The organism is Pantoea sp. Seng (assembly GCF_009829935.1).
Classification (GTDB): Bacteria; Pseudomonadota; Gammaproteobacteria; order Enterobacterales; family Enterobacteriaceae; genus Pantoea; species Pantoea communis.
The window spans coordinates 241,374-256,711 of record NZ_SZZV01000002.1 but is presented as its reverse complement, the minus strand read 5'-3'; the positions used below and the strand labels follow the sequence as shown (position 1 = coordinate 256,711).

Below are 15,338 nucleotides of genomic sequence, written 5' to 3'. Positions count from 1 at the left end.
CGGCTCAACGGCTCAACGGCTCAACTCCTTACTGCTCATCCGCTGTGCCAACCCTTCGCCGCGCATCCGGCAAAGCACATTTCCGCACAATCAGAGAGACGCACGTCATCGATCTGATCGCTTTCAGGACATGAGGATGCATAATGTCTTGCGGTGACGGCATTTGTTACGATTTCAACAATCCTGGCAGGTTATCCTCGCCATACAGATGCAGCGCACCCACGGCCACCACATAGCGGCCTTTCGGCAGCGCCTGCAATAACTCGCGCCAGTGCTGATTACGATTGCGCATCAGCGTGTCATTGAGATCGCTGCTAAAGGTGGTCGGCAGGGCCACCGGTTGCTGCGTGGGCGGTGCATCCAGCCACCAGCTGATCATGGTTTGCAGCAGGCGGGCGTTGGTGTGCCAATGCTCCAGCGTGTCCAGTAACAGCGATAAACCCTCTTGCGGTAGCGACTTCAGCAGTGCGATCTGGGTTTCCGGGCCTTCCAGTTCAATAATGCGCTTGTTAGCCGATTTCGCCGCCATCAGCAGTTGGTAATCAATGCCATATTGCGGCCGTAACCCCAGACGCTGCGCCTGTTGTGCCTGCAGCATCAAGGCGATTTGCCAGAACGGCAGCGTGTCGAACACTGCCATGGAAAGCGAAAGCTCATCGCACAGCACATCCAGTCGCTGCAACACCTCTGCATCCAGACGCATCGCCAACGGCGTACAGGCATCGTCATGGGTGAAGGGCGATGCACCCTGGGTAATATCCGCTTCGACAATCAGCGCATCGGCGCGACTCAACTGGCGTAACAGGCCCGCTGGCAACGGCTGCATATCGCGCGTGCCCATATGAATACTGCCCGCCAGATGCAGGCGTCGATCGCCCAATTTGATATCCATTGCCGGCCAGGTATAGCGTGCCGGGAAGAGGCTGGCGGCCATCTGCTGGAAGCTGTGCCACAGACTGCGTCTCATGCCCTGTCCTTTTGAAGTCAAAAATCCATGCTAGCGATTTCAGTCACTGAAAAACAGGGCAGAGAGGGCGATTAGCGTTTTGCTGGCTTAAAGCGCAACAAACGATTCGCGTTACTCACCACGGTAATCGAAGACAGCGCCATCGCCGCGCCCGCCACGATTGGGCTAAGCAGCAAACCCGTGAACGGGTAGAGCACGCCCGCCGCAATTGGAATCCCCAGGCTGTTATAGACAAAAGCCCCGAGCAAGTTCTGGCGCATATTACGCAGTGTCGCGCCTGCCATCGCCAGCGCATCGGCAACACAGTGCAAATCGTTGCGCATCAACGTCATGGCGGCGGTTTCAACGGCCACATCGCTGCCGCCACCCATGGCAATCCCCACATCGGCCTGCGCCAGCGCGGGCGCATCGTTGATGCCATCGCCGACCATCACCACTTTGCGCCCCTGCTGCTGCAACTGCGCAATCGCCTGCGCTTTGCCTTCGGGCAGCACGCCCGCGATCACTTCATCAATACCGGCTTCGGCAGCAATCACCTGCGCGGTTTTTTGGTGATCGCCGGTCAGCATGATTAACCGATAGCCCAATTGGTGCAGGCGCTGTAACGCCTCCGCACTTTCCGGGCGCAGGCTGTCACGCAGAGCGATCAGGCCGAGCAACTGACGATGATCGGCCAGCAGCACTGGCGTAGTGCCTTGCGCGGCGAAACGGTCGATATCTTGTTGTGCGGCGCGGTAATCAATCTGTTGTTCATCCAGCAGTGCCTGATTGCCGAGCAGCAGCGTTCTGCCTGCCACTTTAGCGCTCACGCCTTTGCCGCGTATTGTACGAAATTGCTTAGTCGGCTCATCGCTGAGATCGGGTACTGCCGCCAGAATCGCTTTCGCCAGCGGATGGTTCGAACTTTGTTCCAGTTGCGCCGCAGCGCTCAGCACCTGCTGACGATTCCAGTCGCCATACACCAGCACATCGCTCACCTGCGGGGTGCCACGTGTCAGCGTGCCGGTTTTATCCAACACGATGGTATCGACTTCGCTGGCACGCTGTAGCGCATCAGCATCGCGCACCAGCACGCCCAATTCTGCCGCGCGACCGACGCCGGCAATCACCGACATTGGCGTCGCCAGCCCCAGCGCGCAAGGGCAGGCGATAATCAGCACCGTGGTGACAATAACCAGCGTGTAGGCCAACTGCGGCTGCGGGCCGACCAGATACCACACCAGACCCGCCAGCAGGGCAATCGCCACCACCACCGGCACAAATACCGCTGAGATGCGATCGGCCAGGCGGCCAATGTCGGGTTTGCTGCTCTGCGCCTGGCGCACCAAATTGATGATACGCGCCAGGGTGGTGTGGCTGCCGGTGGCGCGCGCTACGAAGCGCAGCGTGCCATCCTGCAACAGCGTCCCGGCATAGACTTTATCGCCAGGCTGTTTCGCCTGTGGCACTGCTTCACCGGTCAACATCGCTTCATCAAACCAGGCTTCACCGCTTTCGACTTCGCCGTCCACCGGCACGCGATCGCCCGTCACCAGCTTCAGCAGCATGCCGGGCTGGACCTCGCTCAACGGCATCAGCGTTTCGCCCTGTTCACCGATCACACGCGCCTGAGCAGGGGTGAGATCCAACAGGCGTTCGAGGGCTTTGGATGCCCGCTGGCGTGCTCGTTGTTCCAGCGCATGGCCGAGGTTAATCAAACCGACGATCATCACGCTGGCTTCAAAATAGAGATGTCGCGCCTGCATCGGGAAAAATTCTGGCCACAGCGCCACGCTCATCGAATAGAGCCAGGCGGCGCCAGTGCCTAAGGCCACCAGCGTATCCATGGTGGCGGTGCCGTGCTGTAGGCTGCGCCACGCACTGCGATAGAAATGGCCGCCTGCGATCACCATTACCAGCAAAGTGATCACGCCGAGCGAGCGCCATAACGTTTGGTTGGCGTCACTCAACATCATGTTGTCGCCGAGCATGCCCCAGATCATCATGGGCACGCCGAGCAGCAGCGCCAATGCCGCCTGCCAGCTAAAGCGGCGCATCGCCTGCTGTGCGCTGACCTGCTGGCGTTCACGGCGCGTCTGTTCATCGTCGATCACTTCAGCGGAATAGCCCGCCTGATCCACTGCGCCAATCAGCGCCTCGGCTTGCGCATCGCCTAACACCAGCGCGCTGCGCTCCCCGAGGTTGACGCGGGCCTGACTGACGCCAGGCACTTTCTGCAACGCCTGTTCCACCCGGCTCACACAGCTGGCGCAGCTCATGCCGCCGATCAGCAAATGGTGAACAGGAAGGTTTTCTTCTGCCGGTTGCGACACCGTTGTCAGCGCCTCCGGCGGCGGCTCTGTTGCTGTCAACGGCTCAGGCTTTGGGCTGTCTTTCACCGCCGCGTGATAGCCGGCCTGTTCAACGGTCGCAATCAGATCGCTGGCGCTGGCGGCACCGGTAACGCGCGCTTCCTGCTGCGTGACATCCGCCTGTTCCACATCGTCGCGCTGCTCCAGCGCTTCTTTCACCCGTTTGACGCAGTGGCCACAGGATAAACCGTCCAGCGCCAGTAATTGTGTGTGTGACATCTTAAACTCCTTAAACGAGAGGTTTGACTGTCTGCAAACTTTGCATTAGTTATAGAGCCTAAACCTTCCATTCAGGGGAAGGTCAAGCGGTCATGAGGTGAAGACAAAAGATGAACATCAGCGATGTGGCAAAAAAAACCGGGCTAACCAGCAAGGCGATCCGTTTTTATGAAGAGAAGGGCGTGGTGACGCCGCCGTTACGCAGTGACAATGGCTATCGCAGCTATGCCGCGCATCATATTGATGAGCTGAATCTGCTGCGTCAGGCGCGTCAGGTCGGATTTACGCTGGATGAATGCCGCGAGCTGGTGACGCTGTTCAACGATCCCGCACGCCACAGCGCGGATGTCAAAGCGCGCACCTTGCAGAAAGCGGATGAAATCGCTGCGCACATCGAAGAATTGCATGCAATGCGCGCGCGACTGCTGGAACTTGCTGAAGCCTGCCCCGGCGATGACAGTGCCGAGTGCCCGATCATCAATCATCTGGCGGGCTGTTGCCATCAGGGCGAAGGGAAACGCGGTTGAATCTGCAGCGTGATACCGATCACACCGGTGACGATCACGGGCGTTCCGGCGGGCAAATCTTCTGTCGCCTGCACTCGCCAACTGCTGTCGCCTATGCGCACATGGCCTAACCCATCCTTAAGGGTGTTACCAAGGGTCAGGTGCATCCCGATCAGCTGCGATCCGCGTTGATTCAGGGTGTTAGGCTGCTGAGCAACCTCGCGGTAGCGCATCCAGCGATACCAGAAATAGACGCACAGCAACGTCAGCACCGCGAACAAAATGCCCTGATGCGTCCACGAGAACGGGAAAAGCCATTCAATCAGACCGACCAGCACCGCCGCTAATCCACTCCACAGCAGATAACCGCTGGTGCCGAGCATTTCAGCCGCCAGCAGCAGGCCGCCCAGCGTCAGCCAGAACCAGTGCGGATGGGCAATCAGCTCAATCAGGATCACGGTTTACGCTCCTGACGGCTCTCCTTCAACAATTCGCCGATCCCGGCAATAGAACCCAGCAAACTGCTGGCATCCAGCGGCATCATCACCACTTTGCTGTTATGAGATTCACCGATCTTCTGCAACGCATCGGTATATTTCTGCGCCACAAAGTAGTTCACCGCTTGAATATCGCCTGCGGCAATCGCTTCCGATACGGCACGCGTGGCGTTGGCTTCCGCCTGCGCCTGACGTTCACGCGCTTCGGCCTGCAGGAAGGCGGAAGTACGTTCACCTTCGGCTTTCAGAATCTGCGACTGCTTGTCACCTTCAGCACGCAGTATCGCCGCCTGGCGCACGCCTTCTGCGGTAAGGATGTCAGCACGCTTGGTACGTTCGGCTTTCATCTGCGCATTCATTGCCGCGATTAATTCCTGCGGTGGACGCACGTCACGAATTTCGATACGGGTGATCTTCACGCCCCACGGATTGGTGGCTTCATCGACGATATGCAGTAGGCGGGTATTGATATTATCGCGCTGCGACAGCATCTCATCCAATTCCATGCTACCCAGTACCGTACGGATGTTGGTCATGGTCAGATTGAGGATCGACAGCTCAAGATTGCTGACTTCATAGGCCGCGCGCGCAGGATCAACCACCTGAATAAAGCACACGGCATCAATGGTGACGTTGGCGTTATCTTTGGAGATGATTTCTTGCGAGGGGATATCGAGGACTTGTTCCATCATATTGATCTTGCGACCAATACGATCCATGAACGGGACAATTAAACTCAGGCCGGGGGGCAGGGTTTTGGTGTAACGGCCAAAACGTTCCACCGTCCACTGATAGCCTTGTGGCACAATTTTTACACCGGCCCATACCGTAACGAGTGCGAGCACGATAATGACGGGAATCACAGTCAACATATAACCTCCTGGTTGTCAGATTATCGGGCCGAGTCGTTCGGCCCGTTGCACGCGCGGTACCGATCAGTACAGCAGCGAGTACAGCTGGCGGCGATAGCGTGTGGCGAGAGCATCGCCCGTGCCGAGCGCGGCCAAAATCTCCTGAAACATCTTACGTACCTGACCTTCTCCGGCACTGAGATCGCTCTTCAGGAAGCTGAACAGCAGATCCAGCGCTTCTTCGTTACGGCCCACCTGGTGCAGCTGTAATGCAAGTTTAGCAGCCAGTTCCGCATTCGCGGGCTCGGCTGCCAGTTGTTCCTGCAGTTGCTGAATTTCAGGGGTATCCGCAGCTTGTTTCAGCAGATCGATTTGCGATACCAGGCTTTGATAACGGGTGTCCTGATCCTGCAATGGCACCACCGCCAGCACCGCTTCTGCTTCTTCGCTGCGGCTCAGGGTGATCAGCACTTCTGCCAAGAGGAAACCAATTTCACTGTTCTGGTTGCTCAGCGCCCAGGCATCTTTCAGCAACGGCAGCGCATCCAGCGGTTTGCCTTCTTCCATCAACTGCATCGCTTGATGGGTTTTGATCTCTTCTTCACGCGGCAGCACTTTTTGCAGCAGCGCGCGGATCGCCTCTTCCGGCTGCGGGCCCTGGAAGCCATCCACCGGCTGCCCGTTCTGGAACAGGTACACGGTTGGAATCGAGCGCAGACCAAACTGCGATGCCACCATCTGCTCTTTATCACAATCCAGTTTGGCCAAAATGAACTGACCCGCATACTCCTGTGCCAGACGCTCCAGCACCGGCGTCAGCTCCTGACAGTGTTGGCTGCGATCGGACCAGAAATAGAACAGCACCGGCATCTGCGTGGATTGTTCCAGCGTCTGGTGCAGATTGGATTCGTTGATGTCGATAATCAAAGCGTGTGACATGAATACGTCTCTTTGCAGAAAGTGTGTTGAGAATATGGGGGCAAGCTGCCCCGCTTCAAGTTCAAATCTAGCTTGTCGATCAGTTGCTGCGCAAGATGCGATCCAGCATCCAGCCCGGTAACAAGCGTTTCAGCAGGCTCATTACCCATGCGACCAGCGTCACCGGATAGCGCAGCCGCGGATGTTTGCTTTCCAGCGCGTGACGCAGCTTGGGCAAAATGGCTTCCGGCGGCAGGGTGAAGCGTGCGGCAATGCCGGGATTGCGCACCGGTTTGTCCTGCTCGCCCTGATGCACATTGTCGGTGAAACGCGTGGCAATCGGCCCCGGCTCGATCAAACTCACGCGCACGCCGGAAGCGCGGACTTCCATGCGCAGCGCATCGCTCCAGGCTTCCAGCGCCCATTTGCTGGCGGCATAGGCACCGCGCCCGGGCGTGGAGATCAGCCCCAGCACCGAGCTGGTATTGATAATACGCCCATTGCCGCTGGCTTGCAGGGCAGGCAGCAGGCGCATCGTCAGTTGGTGCGTACCAAACAGGTTGGTGGAGAACTGCTTTTCCAGCTGCGCGCGCGAGACGCTGCTCAACGGGCCATATTGACCAAAGCCGCCGTTGTTGAACAGGCCATGCAAGCGATGCTCGCACAATTCCAGAATATGGTCGGCTGCGGCATCCACGCTGGCTTCATCATCAAGATCGAGCAGCACGCCAATAAAGCCCAGCGCCTCCATGCGCGCCACATCATCCGCGCGACGGCAGGCGGCTATCACGCGATAACCGCGAGACTGCAAATCGTTGGCGGCCGCTAAGCCGATGCCGCTGGAGCAGCCGGTGATGAGAATATTTTTTTGCATAATCACTGTAAGGCTGTTTGAGATTGATAACAGATTCAGTGATTTGTACTGCTGACGTCAACCTTTAGTTATGGCCAAGCCGGCCGCGCTAGCACTTCGTTTGTTAAGTGCATTAAACGGCCTTTCAATGTATTTCCATGCCAGCCATGCCAGTAATAAAGAGAGTGTGACCGAAACAGAAAAACGCAATACACCCTCTTCAATACCCATGTCATTCAATCGCTTACCTATCCCTTCATTCATCAAGGTGTGTACCAGATAAAGTGAAAATGAGATATCGCCTAACTTAAGCCATGCGCGAGGGATAAGCTTTCCAATTCTCTCTTCTGAAGCAACGGCGAATAAGAGAATAAGTGCATAAATCCATCCTGAACCGGTTAAGCCATGTCCGACAAATAGTCCCTGGCTAAATAGCGTAACCATCATGGCCACCGAAGCGACAAACATGATCAGCATCAGATAAGAGTTGAGTTTACGTAGTAGCGGTACGCTTAACCCAATCAGCATTCCAACCAGGAACAATAAAATCATCGGATTAGTGACAAGGTTAAGCTGTGCACTGCCTAAATCATAACCTTGCTCTGCGAGGCTGAGGTTCTTCCCGGCAAGCCAGGGGATGGCGAAGAGAGTTAAGACGAACCAAATTGCGATAGCTAAAGCCCGACGTGGTAATCCCAGAAGCAATCCCACCGCAAGATAAAAGTAGAGTTCATAATTCAGGGTCCAGCGAATTCCATACATGCCACTGTCATCCACATAAAAGGGACCGTGCTCAGGATATATCGGCTGAAAGGTGAGCGCGCTTATGAGGTTCTGTGTTTTATCTGCATAGTGGAAGGTGCTCATGGCGCCAGAGAGCAGAAAGGTAATGATCAGAATAATGTAGTACGCAGGTAATATACGGAAGAGGCGGCGCTTCAAAAAATGCACCGTTCCTGAAAGCGTGGCGGGTGTCGTTTTCAAGGTTAAAACAATCACAAAACCGCTAATCAGAAAAAACAGGTCAACACCGGTGGCTCCCCAACCAAATAATGAGTCTCCTAACCCAGATGACTTTGCATTGATGTTCCAGCGGAAATGGAAAAACATCACGCTGAGGGCAGCGAATCCCCTGAGCGCGTGCACACTATTAAAATAACTCGCATTCATTTAATTATTCTTAACTGTGGTAGCCAACCGCAAGTAGACGGCTTAAATTGTGCCCTTTTATATCATTGCGTTAAGGATGTGACCACGAAAAGTTAAGAGTGCAAAGAATGAGTAAATAATGATTTGGTTTAAGTAAGAAGTGTGATGTTGCGCATCGTCAGGTCTGCAGATGCGCATGAATGGAATTTGTGCCGCCATTGCCAGGGTTTGCATTTCTTTACCTGTTAAAAATCACACGCCTGCTTTAATTCTGCTTTACTAGCGGAGCCAGTTCGTTGGCCATCAGATTGGCGATAAACGGCTGCGCATCCGGATTGGGGTGAATACCGTCCTGCTGCATCCATTCCGGCTTCAGATAGACCTGCTCCATAAAGAAGGGCACCAGAGGAATGTTGTACTGCTGTGCCAGCTGCGGATAAATCGCGCTAAACGCTTCGGTATAACGACGTCCATAATTAGCGGGTAAACGAATTTGCATCAGCAGCGGCTGCGCTTTAGCCGCTTTGACTTCGTCGATCACTTTACTCAGATCCTGCGCGATATTGGCAGGCGGGAAGCCGCGCAAGCCATCGTTACCGCCCAATTCGATTAACACCCAACGGGGTTGATGCTGTTTTAATAGGCCAGGCAAACGCGCCAGCCCTTGTCCGGCGGTATCTCCGCTGATGCTGGCGTTAATAATCTGGGGCTGCTGTTGCCAGCTTTTATTGAGCAGGCTGGGCCATGCCGCAGTGGCGGACATGCGATACCCTGCGCTCAGGCTGTCGCCCAGTACCAGCAAGGTATCGGCGGCGGCGATGCGGGACACCAGCAGAAGCAATAACAACAGGAAGGGATAATGCCAGCGGAAAACATTGTTGCAGTTCATCATCTTACTAAGTCCGTCGGTCAGGGAGAGCATCAGCTGACCATCCTTACCGGAGTTGAGCTGGTTGTCAAACCAGCTGAGACCATTGCGCTGATTGGCGAATCGGGTTCCGGCAAATCTACATTACTGGGCATTCTGGCCGGGCTGGATGATGGCAGCAGCGGCGAGGTCAATCTTCTCGGCCAGCCGCTGCATAATATGAACGAAGAGCAACGTGCCGCGTTGCGCGCGCGGGAAGTGGGCTTTGTGTTCCAGTCCTTTATGCTGGTGCCAACGCTCAATGCGCTGGAGAACGTGCAGCTGCCTGCCTTGCTGCGCGGTGACAGCGATCGCGATAGCCGCGCCCAGGCGGTGGATCTCTTAACGCAACTTGGTCTGAAAGATCGTCTGCATCATCTGCCCGCGCAGCTTTCGGGCGGGGAACAACAGCGTGTGGCGCTGGCACGCGCGTTTAGCGGCCGTCCCGGTTTGCTGTTCGCCGATGAACCGACCGGCAACCTGGACCGCAAAACCGGCGATCGCATCGCCGACTTACTTTTCTCTCTCAACCGCGATTTCGCCACCACGCTGATTCTGGTGACGCATGATGAGCAACTGGCGGCGCGCTGCTATCGTCGGCTGCGCCTGCGCGACGGCAAGCTGTGGGAGGAGACATGATTTGGCGCTGGTTCTGGCGTGAATGGCGCTCGCCGTCACTGCTGATTGTCTGGTTGGCTTTGACGCTGGCGGTGGCGTGCGTGCTGGCGCTGGGCTCGATCAGCGATCGCATGGAGAAAGGGCTGAGCCAGCAGAGCCGTGATTTTATGGCGGGCGATCGTACTCTGCGCAGCAGCGCGCCCGCGCCGGAAGCCTGGCTGAAAAAAGCGCGCGATGAAGGGCTCTCCGTCAGTCGTCAGCTCAGTTTTATGACCATGACCTTCGCCGATCAGACGCCGCAGCTGGCGGATGTGAAAGCGGTGGACGATGCCTATCCGATGTTCGGCACCTTGCAGACCGATCCGCCGGGATTAAAACCGCAGGCGGGCACGGTGCTGGCCGCGCCACGCTTGCTGGCGCTGCTGAATCTGAAAGTTGGCGACAATGTTGATGTCGGTGACACCACGCTGCGCATTGCCGGTGAAGTGATTCAGGAGCCGGATGGCGGCTTCAATCCGTTCCAGACGGCGCCGCGCCTGCTGATGAACCTCGCGGATGTCCATAAAACCGGTGCGATTCAGCCCGGCAGTCGACTCAGCTGGCGCTACAAGTTCTCCGGCGATCCGGCTCCGCTGGCGCGTTATGACAGCTGGATCCAGCCGCAGTTAAAATCCGGTGAGCGCTGGATCAGCGTCGAGAACTCCGAAGATGCGCTGGGTCGCTCGATGCAACGCGCCCAGCAATTTCTCCTGTTATCGGCACTGCTGACGCTGATGCTGGCGATTGCCGCCGTGGCGGTGGCGATGAGCCATTACTGCCGCAGCCGCTACGATCTGGTAGCAGTGCTGAAAACCCTGGGCGCGACGCGCAAAGCCTTACAACGGCTGATCATCGGCCAGTGGCTGGCGGTGCTGTTGCTGGCGGCGATAGCGGGCAGCGTGCTGGGGCAGGGGATTGAGATCATCCTGCTGGTGATGCTCAAACCGGTGCTACCCGCCGCGTTGCCTGCTGCCAGTTTCTGGCCGTGGCTGTGGGCGATTGGCGCGATGTTTGTGATTTCGCTGCTGGTGGGATTGCGCCCCTATCGGCTGCTGATGGCAACTCAGCCGCTGCGTGTGCTCCGGCGTGATGCGGTGGCGAATGTCTGGCCGCTGCGGTTTTATCTGCCCGCCATGGCGCTGGTGGTGGTTGGCCTGCTGGCGTTATTGATGGGCGGCAGCAAAATGCTGTGGGCGCTGCTGGCGGGCGTGGTGATGCTGGCGCTGCTGCTGTCACTGCTCGGCTGGGGCACGCTGTTGCTGCTGCGCAAGCTGGTGGTGCGCAATCTGGCGATGCGTCTGGCGATCAATCGTCTGCTACGGCAGCCGGTGATGACGCTGAGTCAGCTGGCGGCATTTTCGCTCTCCTTTATGCTGCTGGCGTTACTGTTGGTGATGCGCGGCGATCTGCTGGATCGCTGGCAGCAGCAGTTGCCGCCGGATGCGCCGAACTACTTCCTGCTCAACATGACGCAGGAACAGGTGCCGCAGGTGCGCGACTTCCTCAATCAGCATCACGTTAAACCTGAATCCTACTATCCGATTGTGCGTGCGCGTCTGACGGAGCTGAACGGCAAAGAAGCCGATCCGAAGATGGATAACGCGCTAAACCGCGAGCTGAATCTGACGTGGCAAGCAGAGCGTCCGGATCACAATCCGCTGTTGGCCGGAAGCTGGCCACCGAAAGCGGGTGAAGTGTCGATGGAAGTGGAACTGGCGGATCGCCTTGGGCTGAAGCTTGGCGATACGCTGACCTTCAGCGGTGATACCCAACAGTTCAGCGCCAAAGTCACCAGCCTGCGCAAAGTGGATTGGGAAAGCCTGCGGCCGAACTTCTTCTTTATCTTCCCGCCGGGCGCGCTGGACCAACAGCCGCAAACCTGGCTCACCAGCTTCCGCATGGACAGCAATCCGGCGCTGCTGGCGCAGCTCAATCGCGCCTTCCCGACGCTGAGCTTGCTTGATGTCGGCAGCATGCTGAAGCAGATCGGTCTGGTGCTGGCGCAGGTGAGTCAGGCGCTGGAGATCATGGTGGTGCTGGTGACGGTGTGCGGCGTGCTGCTGCTGCTGGCGCAGATTCAGGTCGGTATGCGTCAACGCAGGCAAGAGCTGGTGGTGTATCGCACGCTGGGTGCCAGTAAACGCCTGCTGCGCGGCACGCTGTGGTGCGAGTTTGCCTTGCTTGGTGTGGTGTCGGGTATTGCAGCGGCACTGGGTGCAGAAGCGGCGCTGTGGGGATTACAGCGTAAGATCTTCGATTTCCCGTGGGAGCCGGACTGGACTTTGTGGATGGCATTACCGATTTGCGGCGCGCTGTTGTTGTCGCTGTGCGGTGGTTGGTTGGGCGTGCGACTGCTGAAAGGGAAGCCTCTGTTCAGGCGATTCGAAGCGGCTTAATCTAGTGCACAAAAATCAAAGGCCGCTTGCGCGGCCTTTTTCATTTACAGCTTCTCAACCGCCCAGGCAATTCCGCTGGCGTACTCTTCCGGCAGCAGCGGTACCAGTGCGTTCAGCGCCGCCGCGAGGCGTGCCTGATCGCTATCGGTGAGATTTAAGTGCCCAACCTTACGGCCTGGACGCACTTCTTTGTCATACCAGTGAAGATGCACCAGCGGCTGTTGCAGCCAGTCGACATTCACGTCAGTACCAATCAGATTCACCATCACCGACGGCGCGAACACCACCGGTTTCGGCAGTGCCAGACCCAGCACCGCACGCAGATGCAGCTCAAACTGGCTGATCGACGCGCCGTTTTGCGTCCAGTGACCGCTGTTGTGCACGCGCGGCGCCAGTTCGTTGATCAGCAGGCCTTCTGGCGTGATGAAACACTCCATCGCCATCACACCCACGTACTTAAGCTCATGCATGATCGCGCTGAGCATCGCTTCCGCCTGCTGCTGTTGCGCAGCATCGGCCTGCGGGAATGCCACGCTGGTGCGCAGAATGCCGTCCTGATGCAGGTTATGCGTCAGCGGATAGAACACCGTGGTGCCATCCTGACCGCGCGCACCAACCAGCGACACTTCACCGCTGAAGTTAATGCCCTGTTCAACGATGCACTCGCCGTAGCACTCATTCGGCAAAGAATCGGTCTCGTTGGCGCGCAAACGCCACTGACCACGACCGTCATAACCGCCGGTGCGACGTTTCACAATCGCCAGTTCGCCCAGCGAGCTGAATACCTGCGGCCACTCAGCTTTATCAGCCAGCAGCTGCCATGGCGCTGTTGCCAGGTTCAGCTGATCGAGCAGCTGTTTCTGCGTCAGGCGATCGGCCAGACGCGGGAAGATATCGCGGTTTACAAATGCCGGATGCAACGCCAGCTCACGCGTTAACGCGGTTTCCGGCCATCGCTCGATCTCTGCGGTGATCACGCTTTTGGCGATCGGCAGGGCAGAAGGTTCAGCATCCAGACCTACCGGATACACCGCGATGCCCAGCGGTTCGCCCGCCTGGCGCAGCATACGGCCTAACTGACCGTTGCCGAGTACGCAAACCGGTTTCATGCATCCACCCGCGGATCTGGGTTGTTCAGCACTTCATCCGTCTGGGTTTGACGCCAGGTGGCGAGACGCGCCGCCAGCTCTTTGTCATGCACCGCCAGAATCTGTGCCGCCAACAGTGCAGCGTTAGCCGCACCGGCTTTACCGATCGCCAATGTGCCGACAGGAATACCGCGCGGCATCTGCACGATGGAGTAGAGGCTATCCACACCGCTCAACGCGGCGCTTTGTACCGGCACGCCCAGCACTGGCACCAGGGTTTTGGCAGCAATCATGCCCGGCAGATGCGCAGCACCGCCCGCTCCGGCAATGATCACATGGAAACCGTTATCTGCGGCGGTTTCGGCAAAGCTGAACAGTTTGTCTGGCGTACGGTGAGCAGAGACCACTTCAACGTGGAACGGAACATCCAGGCTGTTAAGAATTTCCTCGGCGAACTGCATGGTAGCCCAGTCACTTTTAGAACCCATGACGATGGCGATACGAGCCGGGGTGGCGTTGGATGACATGCGGTCAACTCCTGTGAATAGTCAAACGAACCTGGCCGGGCGGGCAGGTAAAGAAGGGCACAGAGAATAGCATGAGAAGAGAGCAAGGAAAACGGTTGCGTGGCCGGAAAACGGGCAATGGTGCGTGAAGATGGGCAGATGATGAATCTTCATCCCGCTGAGTGCCGAGCACTGGCGCGCCCGACTATTTCAGGATTCGATTTTAAAACGGGAATTCGATCAGCTGCACGCCATCGGCATCGACCTGAATCATCGAGCCCTTTTCATGCCAGGCACCGAGTACCACGCGCTGGGCGCTTTCACCTTGCACAATCAGCTCATGCACCGCCGGACGGTGAGTATGCCCGTGAATCAGAATCCGCACCTGCTGGCGCGTCATCGTATCGATCACGGCTTGATGATTAACATCCATGATGCTCATCGACTTGTGCTGATTGGCTTGCTTGCTGTCGGCGCGCATACGTGCGGCAATGCGCATGCGGATGCGCAACGGCAGGGCGAGGAACAAGCATTGTAGCCAGCGCTGATGCACTTTGGCGCGGAAGCGTTGATAGCCTTCGTCGTCAGTGCACAAGGTATCGCCATGCATAATCAGCACGCGATGACCGTACAGGCTGAGCACTTGCTCTTCCGGCAGCAACGTCATGCCGCTGGCGCGTGCAAAACGCTTACCGAGCAGGAAGTCTCGATTGCCATGGATAAAGAATTTGGGGATTGGCAGGGCTTTTAGTGCAGCAGCGATTTCACGATGCAAAGGGTTGGGATCATCATCGCCAATCCAGGCTTCAAACAGATCGCCGAGGATGTAAAGCGCATCGCAATCGCGCGCTTCACCCTGCAAAAAATGCAGAAAACCGGCAGTCATTGCCGGTTCTTCTGTGCACAGATGCAAATCTGCGATAAACAGCGTGCGCGACATTACTCGCTAACAGTCACTTTCTGGATGACAACGTCGTCAACCGGAACGTCCTGATGCATGCCGCTGCGGCCCGTCTTCACCGCTTTGATTTTCTCAACCACGTCCATGCCTTCAACCACTTCAGCGAACACGCAGTAACCCCAGCCCTGCAGGCTTTCGTCACGGAAGTTCAGGAAGTCGTTGTCTGCTACGTTGATGAAGAACTGTGCAGTCGCAGAGTGTGGCGCCTGAGTACGGGCCATCGCCAGCGTACCTTTGGTGTTCTTCAGACCGTTGTTGGCTTCGTTACGAATGTCTTCTTTGGTGTCCTTCTGCTTCATGCCAGGCTCAAAACCGCCGCCCTGGATCATGAAACCGTTGATAACACGGTGGAAGATGGTGTTGTCGTAGAAACCTTCACGGCAGTAGTCCAGGAAGTTTTTCACGGTAGCCGGCGCTTTGTCATCGAAGGTTTTGATTACGATGTCGCCATGGTTCGTCTGGAAAGTGACCATTATATTCGTCCTGTTACGGGTGTCGTCAGTATCAACTGC

Annotated in this window: 15 protein-coding genes; 3 read left to right on the top strand and 12 right to left on the bottom strand. The window is 57.1% G+C overall.

Going from position 1 to position 15,338, the window contains the following annotated elements; all coding sequences use genetic code 11:
* Positions 1-166 precede the first annotated feature (166 nt).
* Both FD737_RS02890 and copA read right to left on the bottom strand, forming a co-directional pair.
* A complete protein-coding gene (locus FD737_RS02890) occupies positions 167-967 on the bottom strand; it encodes a TraB/GumN family protein (RefSeq protein WP_097117468.1) in 801 nt (266 codons plus the stop codon).
* 71 nt (positions 968-1,038) lie between these two features.
* The gene (gene copA, locus FD737_RS02885) at positions 1,039-3,537 is read right to left on the bottom strand and encodes a copper-exporting P-type ATPase CopA (protein ID WP_097117467.1); all 2,499 of its coding nucleotides are present in this window, start codon (positions 3,535-3,537) and stop codon (positions 1,039-1,041) included.
* Positions 3,538-3,647: 110 nt separating this feature from the next.
* Between copA and cueR the strand changes: the two genes are divergently transcribed.
* Positions 3,648-4,064 (top strand): Cu(I)-responsive transcriptional regulator, encoded by a 417-nt coding sequence (gene cueR, locus FD737_RS02880; protein ID WP_058960852.1) that lies wholly within the window; start codon positions 3,648-3,650, stop codon positions 4,062-4,064.
* Here cueR and FD737_RS02875 read toward each other — a convergent pair.
* From FD737_RS02875 to tesA, 6 genes are all read right to left on the bottom strand, one after another.
* On the bottom strand, positions 4,040-4,498 hold the full coding sequence (locus tag FD737_RS02875) for an NfeD family protein (protein ID WP_097117592.1): 459 nt from the start codon (positions 4,496-4,498) through the stop codon (positions 4,040-4,042). The two genes, cueR and FD737_RS02875, sit on opposite strands and share 25 nt — an antisense overlap.
* Positions 4,498-5,412, bottom strand: coding sequence for an SPFH domain-containing protein (locus tag FD737_RS02870; RefSeq protein WP_034828210.1), 915 nt, complete (start codon positions 5,410-5,412; stop codon positions 4,498-4,500). The genes FD737_RS02875 and FD737_RS02870 overlap by 1 nt, the downstream gene beginning before the upstream one ends.
* A gap of 63 nt (positions 5,413-5,475) precedes the next feature.
* The gene (locus FD737_RS02865) at positions 5,476-6,330 is read right to left on the bottom strand and encodes a co-chaperone YbbN (RefSeq protein ID WP_034828212.1); all 855 of its coding nucleotides are present in this window, start codon (positions 6,328-6,330) and stop codon (positions 5,476-5,478) included.
* Positions 6,331-6,409: 79 nt separating this feature from the next.
* Positions 6,410-7,183 carry an SDR family oxidoreductase gene (locus tag FD737_RS02860; protein WP_160832660.1) on the bottom strand — a complete coding sequence of 258 codons (774 nt, stop codon included), beginning with the start codon at positions 7,181-7,183 and terminating at the stop codon, positions 6,410-6,412.
* Between the two features lie 57 nt (positions 7,184-7,240).
* Positions 7,241-8,332 (bottom strand): acyltransferase, encoded by a 1,092-nt coding sequence (locus FD737_RS02855; RefSeq protein WP_160832659.1) that lies wholly within the window; start codon positions 8,330-8,332, stop codon positions 7,241-7,243.
* Between the two features lie 244 nt (positions 8,333-8,576).
* Positions 8,577-9,203: a multifunctional acyl-CoA thioesterase I/protease I/lysophospholipase L1 gene (gene tesA, locus FD737_RS02850; RefSeq protein WP_237448728.1), complete on the bottom strand. Its 627-nt coding sequence runs from the start codon at positions 9,201-9,203 to the stop codon at positions 8,577-8,579.
* On the opposite strand from tesA, the gene ybbA reads away from it, so the two are divergent.
* Both ybbA and ybbP read left to right on the top strand, forming a co-directional pair.
* Positions 9,171-9,857: a putative ABC transporter ATP-binding protein YbbA gene (ybbA, locus tag FD737_RS02845; protein WP_160832658.1), complete on the top strand. Its 687-nt coding sequence runs from the start codon at positions 9,171-9,173 to the stop codon at positions 9,855-9,857. The two genes, tesA and ybbA, sit on opposite strands and share 33 nt — an antisense overlap.
* Positions 9,854-12,271 carry a putative ABC transporter permease subunit YbbP gene (ybbP, locus tag FD737_RS02840; protein ID WP_160832657.1) on the top strand — a complete coding sequence of 806 codons (2,418 nt, stop codon included), beginning with the start codon at positions 9,854-9,856 and terminating at the stop codon, positions 12,269-12,271. The genes ybbA and ybbP overlap by 4 nt, the downstream gene beginning before the upstream one ends.
* 44 nt (positions 12,272-12,315) lie before the next feature.
* Here ybbP and purK read toward each other — a convergent pair whose 3' ends face one another.
* From purK to ppiB, 4 genes are all read right to left on the bottom strand, one after another.
* The gene (purK, locus tag FD737_RS02835; protein ID WP_160832656.1) at positions 12,316-13,380 is read right to left on the bottom strand and encodes a 5-(carboxyamino)imidazole ribonucleotide synthase; all 1,065 of its coding nucleotides are present in this window, start codon (positions 13,378-13,380) and stop codon (positions 12,316-12,318) included.
* Positions 13,377-13,886: a 5-(carboxyamino)imidazole ribonucleotide mutase gene (purE, locus tag FD737_RS02830; RefSeq protein ID WP_038648460.1), complete on the bottom strand. Its 510-nt coding sequence runs from the start codon at positions 13,884-13,886 to the stop codon at positions 13,377-13,379. Before purE ends, purK begins: the two co-directional genes overlap by 4 nt.
* Before the next feature lie 202 nt (positions 13,887-14,088).
* Entirely contained in the window at positions 14,089-14,805 is a 717-nt protein-coding gene (locus FD737_RS02825; protein ID WP_160832655.1) for a UDP-2,3-diacylglucosamine diphosphatase, read from the bottom strand.
* Positions 14,805-15,299 (bottom strand): peptidylprolyl isomerase B, encoded by a 495-nt coding sequence (gene ppiB / locus FD737_RS02820; RefSeq protein ID WP_034828227.1) that lies wholly within the window; start codon positions 15,297-15,299, stop codon positions 14,805-14,807. Before ppiB ends, FD737_RS02825 begins: the two co-directional genes overlap by 1 nt.
* Between the last annotated feature and the right edge of the window lie 39 nt (positions 15,300-15,338).

What these genes read in the sequence shown, in the direction of transcription:
- copA (WP_097117467.1), bottom strand. Translation starts at nt 3,537, where the DNA reads ATGTCACACACACAATTACTGGCGCTGGACGGTTTATCCTGTGGCCAC.
- ybbA (WP_160832658.1), top strand. Translation starts at nt 9,171, where the DNA reads ATGCCAGCGGAAAACATTGTTGCAGTTCATCATCTTACTAAGTCCGTC.
- tesA (WP_237448728.1), bottom strand. Translation starts at nt 9,203, where the DNA reads ATGATGAACTGCAACAATGTTTTCCGCTGGCATTATCCCTTCCTGTTG.
- FD737_RS02890 (WP_097117468.1), bottom strand. Translation starts at nt 967, where the DNA reads ATGAGACGCAGTCTGTGGCACAGCTTCCAGCAGATGGCCGCCAGCCTC.
- cueR (WP_058960852.1), top strand. Translation starts at nt 3,648, where the DNA reads ATGAACATCAGCGATGTGGCAAAAAAAACCGGGCTAACCAGCAAGGCG.
- FD737_RS02855 (WP_160832659.1), bottom strand. Translation starts at nt 8,332, where the DNA reads ATGAATGCGAGTTATTTTAATAGTGTGCACGCGCTCAGGGGATTCGCT.
- purE (WP_038648460.1), bottom strand. Translation starts at nt 13,886, where the DNA reads ATGTCATCCAACGCCACCCCGGCTCGTATCGCCATCGTCATGGGTTCT.
- FD737_RS02865 (WP_034828212.1), bottom strand. Translation starts at nt 6,330, where the DNA reads ATGTCACACGCTTTGATTATCGACATCAACGAATCCAATCTGCACCAG.
- purK (WP_160832656.1), bottom strand. Translation starts at nt 13,380, where the DNA reads ATGAAACCGGTTTGCGTACTCGGCAACGGTCAGTTAGGCCGTATGCTG.
- ybbP (WP_160832657.1), top strand. Translation starts at nt 9,854, where the DNA reads ATGATTTGGCGCTGGTTCTGGCGTGAATGGCGCTCGCCGTCACTGCTG.
- FD737_RS02860 (WP_160832660.1), bottom strand. Translation starts at nt 7,183, where the DNA reads ATGCAAAAAAATATTCTCATCACCGGCTGCTCCAGCGGCATCGGCTTA.
- ppiB (WP_034828227.1), bottom strand. Translation starts at nt 15,299, where the DNA reads ATGGTCACTTTCCAGACGAACCATGGCGACATCGTAATCAAAACCTTC.
- FD737_RS02870 (WP_034828210.1), bottom strand. Translation starts at nt 5,412, where the DNA reads ATGTTGACTGTGATTCCCGTCATTATCGTGCTCGCACTCGTTACGGTA.
- FD737_RS02825 (WP_160832655.1), bottom strand. Translation starts at nt 14,805, where the DNA reads ATGTCGCGCACGCTGTTTATCGCAGATTTGCATCTGTGCACAGAAGAA.